Genomic DNA, 18460 nt, shown 5'->3' with positions numbered 1-18460 from the left:
ATTTTGGTATTTGTGACCAAGACGAGCGTATCTTCAAACACTTTTATAGATGATTTGCTTCATTTGAGCCAAATAAAAAAAGAATTAGAAAGCTCATTTTTATCTAGTAATTTTCATATACTTTAAACTATAAGGAAAATAATTTTGAGTATTAAAAAATGTAGATTGACCTTATTGGTACCCATTTAACTTCGATTGTCTTTTACTTTTGCACGAAGATTTTACAAAGAATATGATAGAGATCTAATTTCCAATCTTAGATTTTTCTCACAAATTTTCTAATTTTTATACTTCAGATTATGATACTTAGAGCTTAAATTGTAGAAGATAACTTCCATTACAAGCCATGTCTTGAATGGATAAGAGATAAATAATCCGTATTATCAAATTGTTCGAGTGCTGTAATAATCTGCTCAGTGTCTAAGCCAAAAACGTAATGTAGATGACCTTAGAAATGATTCTTATTTTTTGAGGTATTATTTTTATATTCGATTATCATTAAAATATTCAAACAATTAAGAATGTCCAATTTCAGAAAGAATAAGTTTCAGTTGTTTTAAATTATTTTGTTAGATGGGTGTTTTTTAATACTATATGATTTGGTTTATTTAAATAAATTACAAAAGATTGAGAAGTTCAACACCTTCTAGAAACGAATTTATTGTATAGAAGACATAATTAAATAAATCAAAAGTAATTCATATATGAATAAATAAAAAACACTATTTTAGTAATATCAACTAATACCATAATGAAAATATTCTTAGTAGATGATGATCCCTTTTTTGGAGAAATGCTTAAGTATCATCTTCAGCTTAATCCTGATTATGATGTTTTTTTATATAATACTGCCAAAGATTGCCTTTCCGAGTTGTATCATAATCCGGATCTCATCTGTATTGATTTTGGTTTACCTGATATACAGGGAGATGAACTTTTTAAACAGATAAAAAATGTGTATCCCGATCTGCCCATAATTGTTATTAGTGGTCAAGAGAATATTTCAGTTGCAATTAATTTTCTTAAACAGGGGGCAAAAGACTATATTGTTAAAAATGACCATACTAAAGAACTTTTGTGGAGTGCTATTATTCGCCTCAAGGAAAATATTTCATTGAAGCAGGAAGTTGAAGACTTAAAGGAAGAGCTTGAGAAAAAATATAGTTTCGAGAAAACAATTATTGGACAAAGTGAATCCTTAAAAACTTTATTTTCTAAGATTGGTAAGGCTCTTAACTCAGATATTAATGTCTCTATTACCGGAGAAACAGGAACTGGAAAAGAAGTTGTTGCCAGAGCAATTCATTTTAATTCTAGTCGAAAAAATAAACCTTTTGTTGCTGTTAATATGGCAGCAGTTCCTAAAGATCTCATGGAAAGCGAATTTTTTGGGCATGAAAAAGGAGCTTTTACGGGAGCTAATGATCGATCAATCGGAAAATTTGAGCAAGCAAACGGAGGAACTATTTTTTTGGATGAAATTGCTGAATTGGATTTTAATCTCCAAAGTAAGCTTCTTCGTGTATTACAGGAAAGAGAGATTATCAGGGTAGGGGGAACTCAAAAAATTAAACTTGATATTCGTTTGATTATAGCAACGCATAAAAATTTGGCAATTGAGGTTCAGAAAGGAAATTTTCGAGAAGATCTGTATTATAGGATTGTAGGTCTTCCAATAGAATTACCTCCGCTTAGAGACAGAGATCAGGATGTTTTGATTTTGGCAAAACATTTTATTGATTCTTTTTCGAGAGAGAATAAAATTAAGGCACGTAATTTATCATCCGAAGCTAAAAAGAAACTTTTAAAATATAGTTTTCCAGGAAATGTAAGAGAGTTGAAATCTGTTATAGATCTTGCTTGCGTGATGGCGGAAGGAAATGAGATAGAAGGTGATGATATCAGTTTTTATAATCTTGAAAAGGACTCTGAAGCATTTCTTACCGGGCACAAAACATTGAAACAATATACAACAGATATTATCCTTCATTTTCTAAAAAAAAATAATAATGATGTAATTAAGACGGCAAAGATTTTAGATATAGGAAAATCAACAGTTTATAATGTAATCAATAGTGTATCAAAAACAAATTAAAAAGAATTATCATGAAAGTTGCAAAGTTACTTTACATAAATGGGAAATGGGAATCTGAACGAAATGATAAAGGTATAGATTACCAGGATGCTGTTTTGGTATTAGGATATGGTGCCCGAAATATATTAGAAGATCCTGCATTTTTTTCTGAAATTAAAAATAAATTTCCTAGGGCTGATATTGCTCTTTCATCGTCTTCCGGTGAAATTTTTAGCAATGAAGTTTTTGATGATACAGTATCAGTAACAATACTTGAATTTTCATCATCGCAAATCAGAACGACGCAAATAGATATTAATGATTTTGAGAATAGTTTTGAAGCAGGAAATAAGCTTATAGAAAATCTTTCTGGTGATCATCTTAAATGGGTATTTGTCTTATCAGATGGAAGTAAGGTTAATGGAAGTCAGCTGGTAGAAGGACTTAATAATGCACGACCGGACAAAGTTCTAATCTCAGGCGGTCTTGCTGGAGATAGTGATAAGTTCGAGAAAACAGTAGTGGGTCTTAACCAAATTCCTTCATCAGATAAAATTGTTGCAATTGGATTTTATGGAGATAAGTTAGAACTTTCTCACTCATCTTACGGAGGATGGGAAAGTTTCGGTTTAGAAAGAACGGTGACCAAATCTCAATATAATGTACTTTATGAAATAGATAATAAAAATGCGTTGGATCTGTATAAAAAGTATCTGGGGAAATATGCAGAAGAACTGCCTAGTTCTGCATTATTTTTTCCACTTTCTTTAAAAACTTCGGAAACTTCGGATCATGTCGTGAGGACTATTTTGTCGATTAATGATGAAGGCAATATGATTTTTGCTGGAGATTTGCCGGAAGGAAGTAAAGTAAGATTTATGAAAGCCAATATGGACAGATTAATCGATGCTGCTAATGATGCCGCAGAAAAGTGTTTGGAAATAAGTTCTAGACCCAGTTTAGGAATTATTGTTAGCTGTGTTGGAAGAAAACTTGTTCTTGGAGAACGGGTTGCTGAGGAAATAGAAATCGTTCGAGATGTATTGGGAAGTGAAACAATATTGACAGGTTTTTATTCTTATGGAGAAATATCACCACTTAAGTCATTTGAGGATTGTGTGTTGCACAATCAAACCATAACTATTACCACCGTAAATGAAATTGAATAAATATGGAAATAGTATTTCACAGTTTGCTAAAAAGACAGATCAATAAATATCTTACAGAAGATTGTAAAAGTCACCCTCAATTCAGTAATTTTATTAATGCTGTTAATGAGTCCTATAGATCTTTTGAACGCGATAAAGAGCTTATGGATCACGCTTTCAGACAGAATGAAGAAGAGTACAAAGAATTATATGATAATTTGAAGAAGGAAAATGTAGTTAAGCATGAATCTATTTCTAATCTTTACGACTCTTTGAAACTTCTTGATTCAAATATTGAAGAGAAAAAAAACGAGGATCTGAAAGAATTGTCTCTTTATTTGGCAGAACAGATTAAAGAAGGTAAGAGAGCTGAAGAGAATATTAAAAGACAAGAGGAAAAATACCGAAACATGATTGCCAATATGAATTTGGGATTGTTGGAAGTAGACAATAACGAAATAATCCGCTATGCCAATCAAAGTTTTTGTGATGTATCCGGTTATGACCCGGATGAATTAATTGGCAAAAATCCCTCCCAGTTATTTGTATATGGGGACAATAATCATCAGTTTGTACAAGAACAAATCGAATTAAGAAAAAATGGAGTTTCAAACGTGTATCAGCTTCCTGTAAAAAATAAAAGAGGAGAAATAAGATGGTGGGCAATAAGCGGAGCACCCAATTATGATGATCATGGGAATCTTTTAGGTTCTATAGGTATTCATCTCGATATTACAGATCAGAAAAAATTAGAAGAAGACTTAAAAAAAGAAAAGACAAAAGCAATAGAGGCTTCAAAAGCAAAAGAAGTCTTTCTGGCTAACATGAGTCATGAGATTAGAACACCTCTCAATGGGATCATTGGCTTTTTGAGAGAGCTCAAAAGACTTGATCTAAGTACAACTCAAAGTCAATTTGTTGAGAACAGTTATAATGCTTCACAGCACTTATTGTCTATTATTAATAATATTCTGGATATTTCAAAAATTGAGTCAGGTGAAATGTCTTTAGATATGCATTCTTTTTCAATACAAAAGAGTGTACATGATGTGCTTACGATTCTCGAATCTAAGGCAAGAGAGAAAAAGATAGCGCTAAGGACAAATTTTGCTGATGGTCTTTCTCCGGAATTTAAAGGAGACTCTTTAAAGATAGAACAGATTCTCTACAATATTCTTGGGAATTCTTTAAAGTTTACAGACCATGGTGAGATTGCAGTAGATTGTACTTTACTACAAGACTTTCCTAATTATCAGACGATTTCTATTATTATTTCTGATACAGGAATAGGTATGAGTGAAGAGTATGTAAAAAATATATTTAAGAAATTTAATCAGGAGGATGGATCTGTTTCACGAAAATATGGTGGTACAGGCCTAGGTATGGCAATCACCAGAGAGTTGGTTACTCTGATGAAAGGAAAAATAGAGATCGAAAGCGAGAAGAATGTAGGGACAAAAACCACAATAAGGTTAACTCTGGAAAAAAGTACAGAAAAAGCTTCTGTAAAAAGTATAGAGGAGAATGATATTCCTTCAATAAAAGGAGTACATGTTTTACTGGTAGAGGACAATGAAATTAATCAACTTGTCGCTGAGAATTCTCTTGTGTATTTTGGATGTAAAGTTACTAAGGCTGATAATGGTAATATAGCGATCGATATTCTACGAAAAGAAAAATTTGATATCATTTTAATGGATATACAAATGCCTGAATTAGATGGTATTGAAACAACTAATATACTTCGAACTGAGTTCGCGCTTGATACTCCAATTATAGCGCTTACAGCTAATGCCTTTAAGACAGAAATAGATAAATGTATGTCCGTTGGGATGAATGATTATATAACAAAGCCTTTTAATGAAGAAGAGCTGTTAAAGATTATTTATAAGTATACTAAAAATTCCACGATAGAAGCTGTTCATGATGGGGCGCCAAAACTTTACAACTTAAGTAGTATTGAAGCACTAGGTAGAGGTGATGAAGATTTTATTCAAAAGATGCTGTCTATATTTATTAATCAGATCAGGGAAACGATTCCTTTAGTTGATAAGGCATTTGATGAGAAAGACTATGCAGAAATTTCAAGATTGATACATAAAATAAAACCTAGCATTGAAGGATTCGGAATTTATTCAATTCGCGAGAAAGTAGCCGAGCTTGAAATTAATGCTAAAGAACAAAAGAGTCATTTTTCTGAACTTTATCCATTGTTTGAAGATATAAAATTTACTCTTACACATGTAATTGAACAGTTACAGAAAAAAGTTAAATAAATTAAATTTTCCAAAATTTAGACAGATTCCATATTTTGGAAAATTTAAATTTAAAAAAATATTGATTTTCAGTTGTTTATATGAGGGCATGTAAATGGAAATATAGTTTTCAAATAAAAAAAATGGAAATAAATAATCAAAATTTAAAATTCTTTATTGTAGACGATGATAAATTTTGTGCTACAGTCTATGAGCAGTATCTTAAAAATCTTCATTACGAGGATATTACCTCATTCAGCAATGGAGAAGAATGCCTGGACGAACTTTATCAAAAGCCTGATATTATTTTTCTGGATCATAATATGGAAGACCTGAACGGGTTTGAAGTTTTGAAAAAAATAAAACGTTATGATCCGAATATTTACGTAATTATGGTATCCGCACAAGAAAATATTGATATGGCGGTGACTGCATTAAAGTATGGTGCTTTCGATTATCTGGTGAAAGATGCGAATGTTTGTGAGAAAATAACTGAAGCTACTGAGAAAATTTTAAAAATTAAAGAAGAAATATCACAAGACAAGCTAAAAGGTTTTTAGAAAATTCTTTTCCATTTTATTTTAAATCGTATGTTAAAAATACTTTTCATATCATCCGTTTATAGAGAAGTATAATTGATTTTTCAGTGTAAAAATAAGACTGGTACATTTAAGTATATAGTAACCAAAACAAAAATAGAAAATACACTTGACGGGATGAAAAACCTTGTAAACCTTTATCAGCAGGGAGATCTTCAAACAAAAAGAATGATTGGGTGTTTGATATTTCCCCAAAAAGTCGAATTTGACGGAAAAAGTTTTCAAACACCTAAAATGAATATTGTTGCTCAATGTATCTACCAGTATAACAACGGATTAGGAAATGAAAAAAACCGACATCGAAGAGTGAAATCTTCAAATGTCGGTCTTGTGAGCTCGACAGGATTCAAACCTGTAACCTTCTGAGCCGTAATCAGATGCGCTATTCAGTTGCGCCACGAGCCCGTTGTTACCTTGTTGTTTAAAGGTTTGCAAATATAGCGCTTTTTTCTTTTCTTTGAAAGATGAAACTGAGAATTTTTCTAATATTTGCGATTTGTACGCTAATCTCTTGTAAAAGAGACCCAAAAATTTCATCCTCTCAATGGATTTCTATTTCAAAATATGTACAGTATAATGAAGATGGAGATGTTTTAAAGCTAAAATCAGGCAAGTTTACCTATGATTTTAAGAAAAGTCAGATTCCCTTTAAGAAAGTGGTATTGCTAAATGCAAGTATGGCAGGATATATTTCTGAATTGGGAGCTGAATATATAATTGTAGGAGTTTCAAGTCCGGAATATATTTTTTCTGAAAAAATTCAAAGAAAAATCAAAGAAGGGAGTATTCAAAATGTAGGGAATGAGCAGAAATATGATGTGGAAAAAATTATTTCCTTACAACCTGATGTAATCTTTACCAATCATGTTGCCAGTTTTGATAATACTTATGAATTGCTAAAGAACAATGGGATTCAGGTCATATTTTTGGATGAATATATGGAGCAAAAACCGTTGGAGAAAACAGCATACATAAAGCTTTTCGGAAAACTGTTGGGAATGGATCAAAAAGCTGAAGCTGAATATGCGGAAATAGAGAAAAATTATAATGAGCTTAAACAATTGGCTTTAAAATCAACAGAAAAGCCTTTGGTGTTGGCTAATGAAATGTATGGTGATGTTTGGTATCTTCCGGGAGGGAAAACCTCTGTGGCTAATTATATTTCAGATGCAAATGCTCAGTATATTCTTAAAGATAACAATGAAGAAAAAGCGGTAACGATGAGCTTTGAGCAAGTATTTTCAACAGCTAAAGGAGTTAAATACTGGGTAAACGCGGGAAGCCATACTTCTAAGAAAGAGATGCTGAATATGAATCCTTTTTACAGCAAACTGGATGTTTTTAATAAAGGCTATGTTTATGGAATTGCAGGTCGAGAAAAAGAAAAAGCCAATGATTTCTTCGAAAGCGGTATCGTAAGAGCAGATTGGGTACTGAAAGATTATATTAAAATTTTTCATCCTGAATTATTACCCGATTATCAACTTACTTACATGAAAGAGTTACAATAACTCAACAGATTTATTTACTTTTGTCTTTCTTTTTTAGAACTTATGTGGAAAAAAATTAAACAGATTATTTTTATCATTCTTATTCTGAACGTTTTATTTATCGTTTGGGGACGATTTTTTAATCCGCCTATTACCATTACACAGATCGGAGGTCTTTTCGAATATGGAAAACTTCAAAGAGATTATATTTCTTATGATGAAATGGGAGACAGGGTAAAAAAAGCTGTTATTGCCTCTGAAGATCAGAAATTTTTTATGCACGATGGTTTTGATTATTCTGCTATCGAAAAAGCAATGGAGCATAATGAAAAAGGGAAAAAAATAAGAGGAGGAAGCACAATTTCACAGCAAACCGCAAAAAATATTTTCCTTTGGCAGGGTAGAAGTTGGTTTCGAAAAGGACTGGAAGCTATTTATACTTTTATTATTGAAAAAGCTTGGGGTAAAGATGTTATTTTAGCAAGATATCTGAATTCTATCGAAATGGGACAAGGAGTATTCGGGATAGAAGCTGCTTCAAAATATTATTTTGGAAAATCATCAAAAGATCTTACAACTTCTGAAGCGGCTTGGATTGCGGCTGTTCTTCCAAATCCGAAAAAATATGATCCTAAAAATCCTTCCGCATATTTGAGAAAGAAACACAACTGGATTATGAGACAGATGAGAAATGTAAGTCTGAAGTAAGACCTGTTAAAATATAAAGGAAAGGTATCTCTTATAGTTTTTAAGAAGTTGAAACAAGTTTAGTATCTTTGTACTAATGAAGCTTTTTAATTCCAGCACAAACTTTGAGTCTGTTCTTAAAAAATATTTTTCCTTTAAGAACGAAACCCTTTCTCTAGAGCCTTTTGCAGACTTTTTAGAGAGCATAAAAAGGACAGACTTTACGGATGTACTCAACTTTTTTAAAAGTAATCCTCAATTCACAGAAAACTTTAAATATTATATCCATAATATTTTTCAAGGAAGACCTTTTAATTTATCGTTGACGGAAGCTAATATCTTATCTGAAAATTCTTTCTTTCCGGAACTTAAAAAACGAATCTTAAATAAAGTTCTGCCACCTGTAGAAAATGAAAATACGGTGTGGTATATGATTGATAATGTAAGTCTAAGTCCACAAAAAGACCTGAAATACTTTCAGAACCTTCCTGAAAATGAAGTTGACGAATTCCTAAATCTGCTTGATGCTTCAGATTTTATTGTAAAGCCTTTGGTAAAGAAAGAATTGCTCTTTGCTATGAACATTCTTTCTTGGCGTGTGACAGGAATGGCAATGGAAGTTGAGGTGGTGAGAATGGCTCCACAATACAGGAATTTTGATAATCCGTTTTTGGCACTGCAAAACGAATTGGAAGGACTTGCCGAAGAACTTGAAAAGAATCCAGAGCTTCAGCTTCATTCCAAAGACAGCCGATATAAGCAGATAAAAATTTATGCCGAACAATGCTTGGAATTTGTAACGATTGCTTTTAAAAACTCTTCCAAATACGGTATTTCAGGTAAAATCAACCAGTCTTTGCTTAAAATCCGTCAACAGACCAATAGAATTTATGAGATTGTTCAGTTGTTAGTAATTGATAAAGATGAAGATATTTTTATTAATTCTAAGCAATTGATATTTAATATTTTAAGATATAAATCTCACAAGAATAATATTTCTGAGCTTATTAACGATAGTACAAGGTTGCTTTCCCATCTCATCACCAATCATACGGCAGAAACCGGAAGTCATTATATTACCTCTTCCCGAAAAGAATATATGAAAATGTTCTACAAAGCCAGTGGAGGAGGGATCATTGTAGGTGCTTTGTGTGTGCTAAAAATGCTTTACGGATATTTTCCCGGAAGTGATTTTTTCCATGCTTTTTTATACTCGATGAATTATGCAATGGGATTTGTCATGATTTATCTGATGGGGTTCACATTGGCGACCAAGCAACCTGCAATGACGGCAGCAACGATGACCAAGGTACTTTCGGAAGAAGGAGGAAGGACAAGAAATAATACAGAATTTGCCCATCTTGTTTCCCAGTTATTCAGAAGCCAGTTTATTGCTTTTGTTGGAAACGTTTTACTTTCATTTCCGATTGCATTGATCATTATTTATGGATTAGATGTTTTTACCTCTCAGAATATGGCGATAGACAGATCCGATAAACTGTTGAAGGATCTTGATCCGTTTAAATCAAAAGCGATTTTGCATGCGAGTATTGCAGGGTTCTATCTTTTTATCTCGGGGATTATTTCGGGAAATATCGGGAACAATTCTGTCTTCTATCAGATTCCGGAGCGTATTGCCAAAAACTTGTCTCTCAGAAAATTCTTTGGAAAGAAATTCGCGAAAGGCCTCTCAAAATATTATGCTAAAAACTGGCCGGGAATTATATCCAATTTTTGGTTTGGGGTCTTTTTGGGAGCTACAGCTCCTGTAGGATTATTCTTAGGACTAGACTTAGATATTCGCCATATTACCTTTGCTGCCGGAAACTTTGCTTTAGGTCTTTATGGAAAAGATTTTTCGGTAGATTCCTATACATTCTGGCTTTCTTTTGTGACGGTTTTCCTTATTGGATTCTTTAATTTTCTGGTAAGCTTTACACTTTCCATGTTTTTGGCATTCAGATCAAGAAAATTAAACTTTGGTCAGGTAAGTGAGATCTATAAAGAAATCTTCAGATACTTTTTGAAAAATCCGTTGAGGTTCTTTATCCCGTTACGTTCAAAATTGGATCAGAAAGCAGATGATTTAAGAAACAGTACCATTACAAAATCTGAAGATCATTAAATTTTTCTTCCCCAAACTGAGCCTGGAATTTTTTCAAGAAAAAGCTTTTACGAAGCTGAAAATCATGTTTCAATAAAGGGGAATTGATTTTTATAATCACGCAACGGTCTTCAATATTTACGCTTTTTATTTCACGGAAAAGACTTTCATCAAGATATTCTTCCAAGAAATCTTTGATTTCAAAAGCGACAAGTTTACCTTCAAAACCATGAATTCTTGCAAAAGACTTTACAAGCTCTGAGGATTGGTATTCGCGTTTTTTCTTCTTCATATTATATCTCAAAAATTATACTCTCTTCATTAATCTTTTTCACCACACTTTCTGTACGTTCTCTATGAGTATCGGTAATAAAGATCTGTCCGAAGTTTTCCTGATTGACCAATTCAATTAATTGAGAAACTCTGTGATCATCTAACTTATCAAAAATATCGTCTAATAGAAGAATAGGAGTTTTATTCGTTAATTCTTTCACCAAACTCATTTGTGCTAGTTTTAGAGAAATTAAAAAGGATTTTTGTTGTCCTTGTGAACCTATCTTCTTGATCAAAACACCATCCATTTCAAAAAGAAGATCATCTTTGTGAATTCCTTTTGAAGTGTAAGTCAGCATTCTGTCTCTTTCCACGCTTTCTTTTAATAGATTTTCAAAAGAATCATTCAGTAAATGGGATTCATAAATGACAGAAACTGTTTCTTTTCCTCCGGAAATAATCTGATAGAAATTCTGGACAATCGGGTTGAGTTTTTCAACAAAAGTTCGTCTTTTTTCAAAAATCTTGGTTCCGAATTTAGAAATCGGATCATCATAAATTTCCAGCGAATCTTTATCCCAAACACGATTTTTAGCGAAATATTTTAATAAGGCATTTCTCTGCTGAACTGTTTTTTGATATTGAATTAAATCAAAAAGATACTCCGAATCGGTTTGAGAAATCATAGAATCCAGAAATTTTCTTCTGCTTTCTCCGGAATCTGAAATTAGATTAGAATCATAAGGTGAAATCATCACACTCGGCAAATATCCGATATGATCTGCCATTCTATCATAGCTTTTGTCATTTTTTTTAATGACTTTTTTGGCTTCTTTAGGCTGAAGGATTTTGATATTGTCTTCACTGTCATTACTTTGGATTTCAGCATCAATCGTAAAGAAATCCTCGTCTTTCATAATATTATTAAGATCGGTGTTTCCTAAAAAACTTTTACCCACAGAAAGATAATGAAGTGCATCCAGAAGGTTGGTTTTCCCCACACCATTATTTCCTACAAAGCAATTGATTTGCGGAGAAAATTCAAATTTCTTTTCAGAATGGTTTTTGAAATTGTACAGGGAAAGTTTCTTAATAATCATTTGTCAAAAATACTCCATTATTAGTAAAAATAAAAAAGGAAGTGCAGAACAGGTTTCTACTCCGAATGAAAAATAAGCATCACTTCTCTCATTTTCAGAAAAGTAGATTAAAATATAAGAGATGATACTTGAGAGAAAAAATGAAATAGCAAAGTCTGAATCCAGATACAATGCAGAAAGAAGATTACTTATAAAAATAAGTAGATAAGCAATGTATTTCGTGTTTTGAACTCCAATTAGCATAGGAAAAGTCTGAACCGTATCTCGCTTCATATCCCGAATATCAAAGGGTAAAACCAATGCCGTAATAAAAAATAAGCTGATAAAAAAAATAGGGAAATTAAACTCAGGCAGAGTCAGCCAACAGTTGACTAAAGCCCAAACCAACCCGACATAAAATACTTTTAAAAGTGGAATTTTACGAATATAAACATCGAGAAAGAAACTATTGTAAAGCAGTCCTAAAACCACAATCACAAACCATTTTACCAATCGTATTTCATTATGATTATGATAAATCAGAAATGCACAGATAATCCCTGCAATACCATTTAGAATAAGAATTTTAAAAAAATGTTTAGTTTGCTGATACTTCGTATAAAGATAACCGCTGAAATAGGTAATGAAAATTAAAACAACACTCGGCAAACGGAATGTATTTTGCTCTTCCATGAAAAACACTGCAAAAAGAGTTCCCATTAAAGACACATACAATTGACTGTCGATGACGGATTTTTTCAGTATTTTTAAAAGGTTCATTTATCAAAAATAACATTTATGAAAAAAAATTCCAAGATTTTTCTGCTTTTGCTTTTCCTATTGAACTTTTCTGTTGCTTTTGCTCAGAAATATTATGATGATCAATGGAAAAAAGTATCTGCTAATTCTCAGAAAGGTATATACAAATCGAGTCTTCCCATCATTTTAGATATACAAAAACAGGCGATGAAAGAAAATAATATTTTACAGCTTATACAGTCTTTAAAAGGAGAATTCAGCATCATAAATCAGGCAAGTGATGATGATAAAAACGATTCTGTAAGTCAGCTTTTCAAAAAACTTCAAGGTGCTCAGAAACAATTAAAAGGTGAAGATAAGATTGTCTTTGAGGTCTTATTAAACGGTTTTCTCATGGATTATTATAGAGAACATTCATGGCAAATCCGTAGCAGAACTAATCTTAATTCTCAGGATACTTCTGAAATTGAAATCTGGAGTACGCTTGATTTTAAAAATTATCTGAATAAAAATTATCAGGAGCTTGACCAGCAAAAAGCTGAAATGAGAAAAATAGCTCTTAAAAAATATGAAAATGTTTTTTCATATAGTGATTATATTTCCTATTTCCCGACTTTATGGGATTGGTATTCAGTAAAAAAAATAGATTTTCTTTCGAGCAATGATCTTTTTACTAAAAATGAGCTGGAAGTAAATCATGGTACTGTTAATGGGATTTATGACGAATTAATTGCTCAGAATACAGAAAACTCCAAATTATATTTTATGCATAAAAAATTACAGGATAACTGTGATTTTAACCGATGCAAAGATAAGTTGGAGCAACTTCAAACTCTTTTGAAATCTGAGGTGAATGGTGATTATAAAGTGTTGATTATTGATGATATTGTAGAAGAACTGATCAATAAGAACAAACAAAAAGAAGCTTTTGTATATATCAATCAGGCAAAAGCTCAATATCCGAAATCTAAGTTTATTGATAATATTAAAAATAAGGAAAATCAAATTCTGAATCCTTCTTTAACGATCAAATACGAACAAGAGACGCAAAGTAATAAACCGATTCATTTTGTAGCGGAATACAAAAATGTTCCAGCTTTTTCAATTGCTATTTATGAAGTGAAAGATGATTTGACATCTTTCTTACAATATGCAGAAAATTCTTATCTAAACACATTTAGTAAGATTAAAAAGAAACTCGTTAGAAAGGAAACCTATCAACTAGATGATCCTAAAGATTTTAAAACCCATACAACATCTTTGGAAATAAATCCGCTTCCTTCGGGAATTTATGTTGTGGAATATGCTGTTTCCGGAATTAATGATAAGGATTCTGAAACTGAAAAAGATTTTTATTTTTTGGTTTCAGACCACAAAATTATTTATCAGGCAAAGACGGATAATAGGAGACAGTTGTCAGATGAATTGAAATTAGTTAACAGTGAGAATGGAAAACCTGCGATTAATGAAAATATTTCTTTTTATGAATTTGTTGCTAATAAAACATTAACAAAAACAGAGGGGAAAACCGATGATAAAGGAGTTTTCAGATTCCCGGAAACCACCAATAAAGGGTATTACAGAACTTTCTTGATCAGACAGCCAAAAACAAATGATTTCCAGATGATGGAAATTCTAGGGGATAGACCAGTTAATACAGCCAATCAAAATAAAGATAAGAAGAGTGTTAAAGCTCAGATTTTCACAGACCGAGCCATTTACAGACCTGGGCAAACGGTCTATTTTAAAGTCATCAATACACAGCGTGACAAAGAAATTGAATCTGTGATTGCCGGATTACAACAAAAAATTACACTTACAGACACCAATGGTCAGGAAGTTTCTTCACAAACGTTTACGACCAATGAATTTGGTTCTTATCATGGAAGTTTTATCCTTCCGAAAGGTAAATTGAATGGAACATTCTACTTAAGAACATCAGAAAATGATGAATATTATAACTTTAGGGTGGAAGAATACAAAAGACCAAAGTTTGAAGTTACGTTTGATCCTGTAAAAGAGGAGTACAAATACGGACAAACGATCAGCCTGAAAGGAAAAGCAATGATGTTTTCCGGAGTTGCTTTAAGTAATACAACGGTAAATTATGAAATCAGAAAACGCAATATTCGTTGGAGATATTTTAGCTGGTATCCACAAAATGATGACAATGAAAATTCGATTTTAGGAGAAGCAAAAACTAACGAAAAAGGAGAATTTATCATTAAGCTGGATCTTAAAAAAGATGAAAAATTAGACGGAATTCAGATTGATAATTATGAAATTAATGCATCTGTAACTGATATTAACGGTGAGACTCAAACAGCAGATACGGAACTGAAAGTGGCTTCGGTTTCTCACTACATTCAAGCTGAGAGAATCGAGAATGTTTTCTCAGATGAAAACGTGAAAGTAAAAGTAGATACAAAAAATTACAATGAACAAATTCTTAAAAAATCGTATCAGGTAAAGCTTTCAAAACTGCAGTCTCCTGACCGAATTTTTAGAAATAACTTTAGATCTGAAGTTCAGGATGTACCTAAATTCTCAAAAGAAGAATTCATAAGCAAATTCCCGCATGATCTGTATGATAAAAATGATAAAGAGGAAAACTTTAAAGTTCTATCTACTATTCTGAATGGAACGACTCATAATGAAGAGTCTCTTGATCTTGGAAAGTTAGAAGCAGGAATTTATAAACTTGAATTGTATAATATTGAGGGGAAAGACACCATAAAAACGGTTCAAAATTTCAGTGTGTGGAATAAAAATTCTTTACCAAGCTATCAAAAGACATTCCTTACGGTTTTAGGTTCCAAAAAAGAATTTGCAAGAGGCGAAAAAGCTGTTTTGTATGCTTACTCTTCAATTCCGGATGCTTTGGTAAATGTTTTTATTCAGAACGGATCAGGAAAAACAATTTCAGAGGTTCATCAGTTTAAAAATGGAATTTTAGAATATACTACAGAAATTCCAAAAGAGAATAATGGAAAAACGTTAAATGTACAATTTCAGATTGTTGCGTTTAATGATGTTCAGACGACATCCGTAAATCTTGCCATAAAAGATGCTGAAGAAAAAGCACTAAAAATTGAGACTATTACTTTTAGAGATAAAATTCAGCCCAATTCAAAGGAAAAATGGTCTGTAAAAGTTTTAGGAGGTGATAAGGAGAAAATCAATGCAGAAGTTTTGGCCAATATGTACGATATGTCTCTGGATAAATTTGCTGTCAATAGATTTAATTGGTATAATTTCTATGTACCAACTTCAAGTGTAACCTCTTATGATATGAGACAATATCTAAGTCAGAAGTATTATCAAAAAAACATGGAATATTTTAATGGAAGGCAAGTAGAAGTTCCAGGTTTTGAATGGTTTGATACAAGAGTATTATATTCTTTACAAGGGATAGCAGCAGGTGTATCAATACAGAATAATGTTGTTCCAGCTCCAATGAAAGCTGCAAAAACTGCTGAATCAACAAGGATGAGATTACAATCTGTAAGAATGGATGATGCTGCTATTGATATTCTTAATTCAGGCAGACAATTAACGGAAGAAGAGAAAAAAGAATATACGGACGTTATTTATGATGATACAGATGGAGATGGTGTTCTTGATAAAGATGATGAACTTTTAAATAAAGTTCCTGTCCGTCAGAATCTAAACGAAACCGCTTTCTTCTATCCGGACTTGAAAACAGATTCTGAAGGAAATGTAAGCTTTGAATTTACTTCTCCGGAAGCATTGACAAAATGGAAGCTGATGTTCCTTGCCCATACCAAAGATGCAAGAGCTGCAACATTGGAAAAAGAAGTGGTGACTCAGAAAGAATTTTCGGTAACGCCAAACTATCCGAGATTTTTAAGAGAAGGAGATGAACTGAATCTTCAGTCTAAACTTTCAAATCTAACGAACAAAAAACTGAATGGTTCTGCTCAGTTACAAATTCTTGATGCATTTACCAATGAAGATATTTCAGAAAAATTTGGATTAAGAACATTAACGGCGGTTTCTGGTTATAATAGAGAACAGGCTTTTTCATTAGATGAAAACGGAAATACTGCTTTAACATGGAAGATAAAAGTTCCGAATAATGTTTCTTCAATCATTTTGAAAGTTGTAGCAAAAGCCGGACAATATTCTGATGGAGAACAAAAAGCAGTTGCTGTTTTACCAAACAGAATGTTGGTGACAGACGCTTTACCAATTTTTGTGAAAGAAGGAGAAATAAAAACTTTCGAGCTGGATAATCTTAAAAATGCGACTTCGACAACGATTTCCAATGTTTCAAATACTTTAGAGCTGACAACTAATCCGATCTGGGAAATCATGTTTGCGCTTCCAAGTCTTAAAAATGATCAGAATAATTCAGCTGATGTGACCTTTAATAAATGGTTTGCTGATGTGTTGGCTTCAGAAATATTTAAAGCCAATCCGAAAATGAAAACCGTTTTTGAAGAATATCAGAACAAAGGATTATTGAATTCAAATCTTGAAAAAAATCAGGAATTGAAGCTTTTGTTATTGGAAGAAACACCTTGGGTACTGGAAAGTAAAAATGAAGGCGAACAAATGCAGAAACTTTCACTTTTATTTGATGTCAATACGATGCGGAATACAATTCAGGGAGACTGGGATGATTTCAAAAAACTGCAAAATCCGGATGGTGGTTTTTCGTGGTATCAAGGCTATCCGAGTTCTTATTCAATGTCGTTGTATATTTTGAAAAACTTAGGAAAAATCAATGTCTGGCTGAAAGATAATGCGAAAGAGTATCAAAGCGCAGAACAGAAAGAATTGGTTAAGGATTTGGTAACATATATAGACAATGAGATCAGCAAATATTGGGATGCAAAGAAAGATAATGTCTGGAGCAACTGGGCTATAGATTATCTGGATACGCGAAATTACTGGGAAAAACTATATCCACTAAAAGGTAAAGGAGCTACTTTGAAATCATTACTGAAACAAAAAGCAAAAACTGCAAAAATTACGGATTTCACATTCTTCGGATTGCATAGAGCGGCTCTGCTGATGAATGATTATGGATTGAAAGATGTTTCCAATAAATTAATAACCTATTTAAAGGAAACTTCCGTAGATTCAAAAACTCAGGGAGCATACTGGAAACAAAATTTGGATGATTGGGGTTGGTTCAGTTCTAAAGTGGTGAACCAAGCAGGTGCATTGGAAGCTTTCAATACCTTACAACCAAACGATCAAAAATTCATTGAAGACATGAAAATTTGGCTGATCACCCAAAAAGAAGTGAATTCATGGGGTAGTTCAAGAGGAACGTCAGAAGTGATTTTCACCATCTTAAATTCCGGAAAATCATGGACAAGTACTGAAAGTGATAAAGCAACCATTGTTTGGGGCGGCAAAGAACTGAAGCCGGAAACTCAGGCAACAGGATATGTAAAGTCATCTGTAAAAACTGATGCTGTGGATAAAAATTTGGCAACTGTAACCGTAACAAAACCAGGGCCTGGAATTGTTCAGGGAGGATTTTTCTGGCAATATTATGAGGATTTGGATAAGATAAAATCTTCTGAAAATTATATTTCTATCACCAAAGAGCTGTATAAAAAAATAAAGACAGTGAACGGTGAAGAATTGCAAAAAATCTCACCGGAAACACCATTAAAAGTAGGAGATAAAGTAACTGTTAAAATGATTCTGAACACAGACCGTCCTATGGAGTTTATTCATATTAAAGATATGAGAGCGGCGGGATTTGAGCCTATAGATGTGCTTTCAGGGTATCAGTGGAAAAACAATTTAGGATATTATCAATCTACTAAAGATGCGTCTACAAATTTCTATATTCAATATATGCCAAAAGGTAAATATGTTTTCGAATATGATTATGTTGCGAATGCATCAGGAAAGTTCTCAAATGGGATTACGACTATGCAGAATTATTATGCTCCGCAGATGAATAGTCACACAAAAGGAAGCAATGTGCAGATTTTGGAATGATTTT

General features: G+C 32.5%; 12 protein-coding genes and 1 tRNA gene. 9 read left to right on the top strand and 4 right to left on the bottom strand.

From position 1 onward, the window contains the following. Positions 1-751 precede the first annotated feature (751 nt). The 5 genes from RM51_RS13545 (at position 752) to RM51_RS19300 (ending at position 6442) form a co-directional block, all read left to right on the top strand. On the top strand, positions 752-2095 hold the full coding sequence (locus RM51_RS13545; protein ID WP_039370549.1) for a sigma-54-dependent transcriptional regulator: 1344 nt from the start codon (positions 752-754) through the stop codon (positions 2093-2095). Between the two features lie 11 nt (positions 2096-2106). Next, positions 2107-3243, top strand: a complete 1137-nt coding sequence (locus RM51_RS13540) for an FIST signal transduction protein (protein ID WP_039370546.1) — start codon at positions 2107-2109, stop codon at positions 3241-3243. A gap of 2 nt (positions 3244-3245) precedes the next feature. After that, positions 3246-5498, top strand: a complete 2253-nt coding sequence (locus RM51_RS13535; protein WP_052248508.1) for a PAS domain-containing hybrid sensor histidine kinase/response regulator — start codon at positions 3246-3248, stop codon at positions 5496-5498. Positions 5499-5620: 122 nt separating this feature from the next. Then, positions 5621-6037 (top strand): response regulator, encoded by a 417-nt coding sequence (locus RM51_RS13530; RefSeq protein WP_039370601.1) that lies wholly within the window; start codon positions 5621-5623, stop codon positions 6035-6037. A gap of 156 nt (positions 6038-6193) precedes the next feature. Continuing rightward, positions 6194-6442 (top strand): hypothetical protein, encoded by a 249-nt coding sequence (locus RM51_RS19300; protein WP_131667079.1) that lies wholly within the window; start codon positions 6194-6196, stop codon positions 6440-6442. Here the strand turns inward: RM51_RS19300 and RM51_RS13525 are convergent. Beyond that, positions 6408-6481: transfer RNA gene (locus tag RM51_RS13525), tRNA-Arg, on the bottom strand. The genes RM51_RS19300 and RM51_RS13525 overlap by 35 nt on opposite strands. Before the next feature lie 59 nt (positions 6482-6540). Here RM51_RS13525 and RM51_RS13520 point away from each other — a divergent pair. The 3 genes from RM51_RS13520 to RM51_RS13510 all read left to right on the top strand — a co-directional run bounded on the left by RM51_RS13520 (position 6541) and on the right by RM51_RS13510 (position 10378). Beyond that, the gene (locus RM51_RS13520; RefSeq protein ID WP_039370543.1) at positions 6541-7587 is read left to right on the top strand and encodes an ABC transporter substrate-binding protein; all 1047 of its coding nucleotides are present in this window, start codon (positions 6541-6543) and stop codon (positions 7585-7587) included. A 42-nt stretch (positions 7588-7629) separates the two neighbouring features. Continuing rightward, positions 7630-8274 (top strand): monofunctional biosynthetic peptidoglycan transglycosylase, encoded by a 645-nt coding sequence (gene mtgA, locus RM51_RS13515; RefSeq protein WP_039370540.1) that lies wholly within the window; start codon positions 7630-7632, stop codon positions 8272-8274. Between the two features lie 76 nt (positions 8275-8350). After that, on the top strand, positions 8351-10378 hold the full coding sequence (locus RM51_RS13510; protein ID WP_039370537.1) for a recombinase: 2028 nt from the start codon (positions 8351-8353) through the stop codon (positions 10376-10378). Here the strand turns inward: RM51_RS13510 and RM51_RS13505 are convergent. The 3 genes from RM51_RS13505 to RM51_RS13495 are packed head-to-tail and all read right to left on the bottom strand — an operon-like array spanning position 10356 to position 12489. Next, on the bottom strand, positions 10356-10649 hold the full coding sequence (locus RM51_RS13505) for a hypothetical protein (RefSeq protein WP_039370534.1): 294 nt from the start codon (positions 10647-10649) through the stop codon (positions 10356-10358). The genes RM51_RS13510 and RM51_RS13505 overlap by 23 nt on opposite strands. A 1-nt stretch (position 10650) precedes the next feature. Next, positions 10651-11730, bottom strand: a complete 1080-nt coding sequence (gene recF / locus RM51_RS13500) for a DNA replication/repair protein RecF (protein ID WP_039370531.1) — start codon at positions 11728-11730, stop codon at positions 10651-10653. A gap of 3 nt (positions 11731-11733) precedes the next feature. Beyond that, positions 11734-12489, bottom strand: a complete 756-nt coding sequence (locus tag RM51_RS13495) for a UbiA prenyltransferase family protein (protein WP_039370529.1) — start codon at positions 12487-12489, stop codon at positions 11734-11736. An 18-nt stretch (positions 12490-12507) separates the two neighbouring features. On the opposite strand from RM51_RS13495, the gene RM51_RS13490 reads away from it, so the two are divergent. Beyond that, positions 12508-18456, top strand: a complete 5949-nt coding sequence (locus RM51_RS13490) for an alpha-2-macroglobulin family protein (protein ID WP_039370527.1) — start codon at positions 12508-12510, stop codon at positions 18454-18456. Positions 18457-18460 lie beyond the last annotated feature (4 nt).

Source organism: Chryseobacterium taiwanense (genome assembly GCF_000813825.1).
Classification (GTDB): Bacteria; Bacteroidota; Bacteroidia; order Flavobacteriales; family Weeksellaceae; genus Chryseobacterium; species Chryseobacterium taiwanense.
This window is presented reverse-complemented; position numbering and strand designations above follow the sequence as displayed.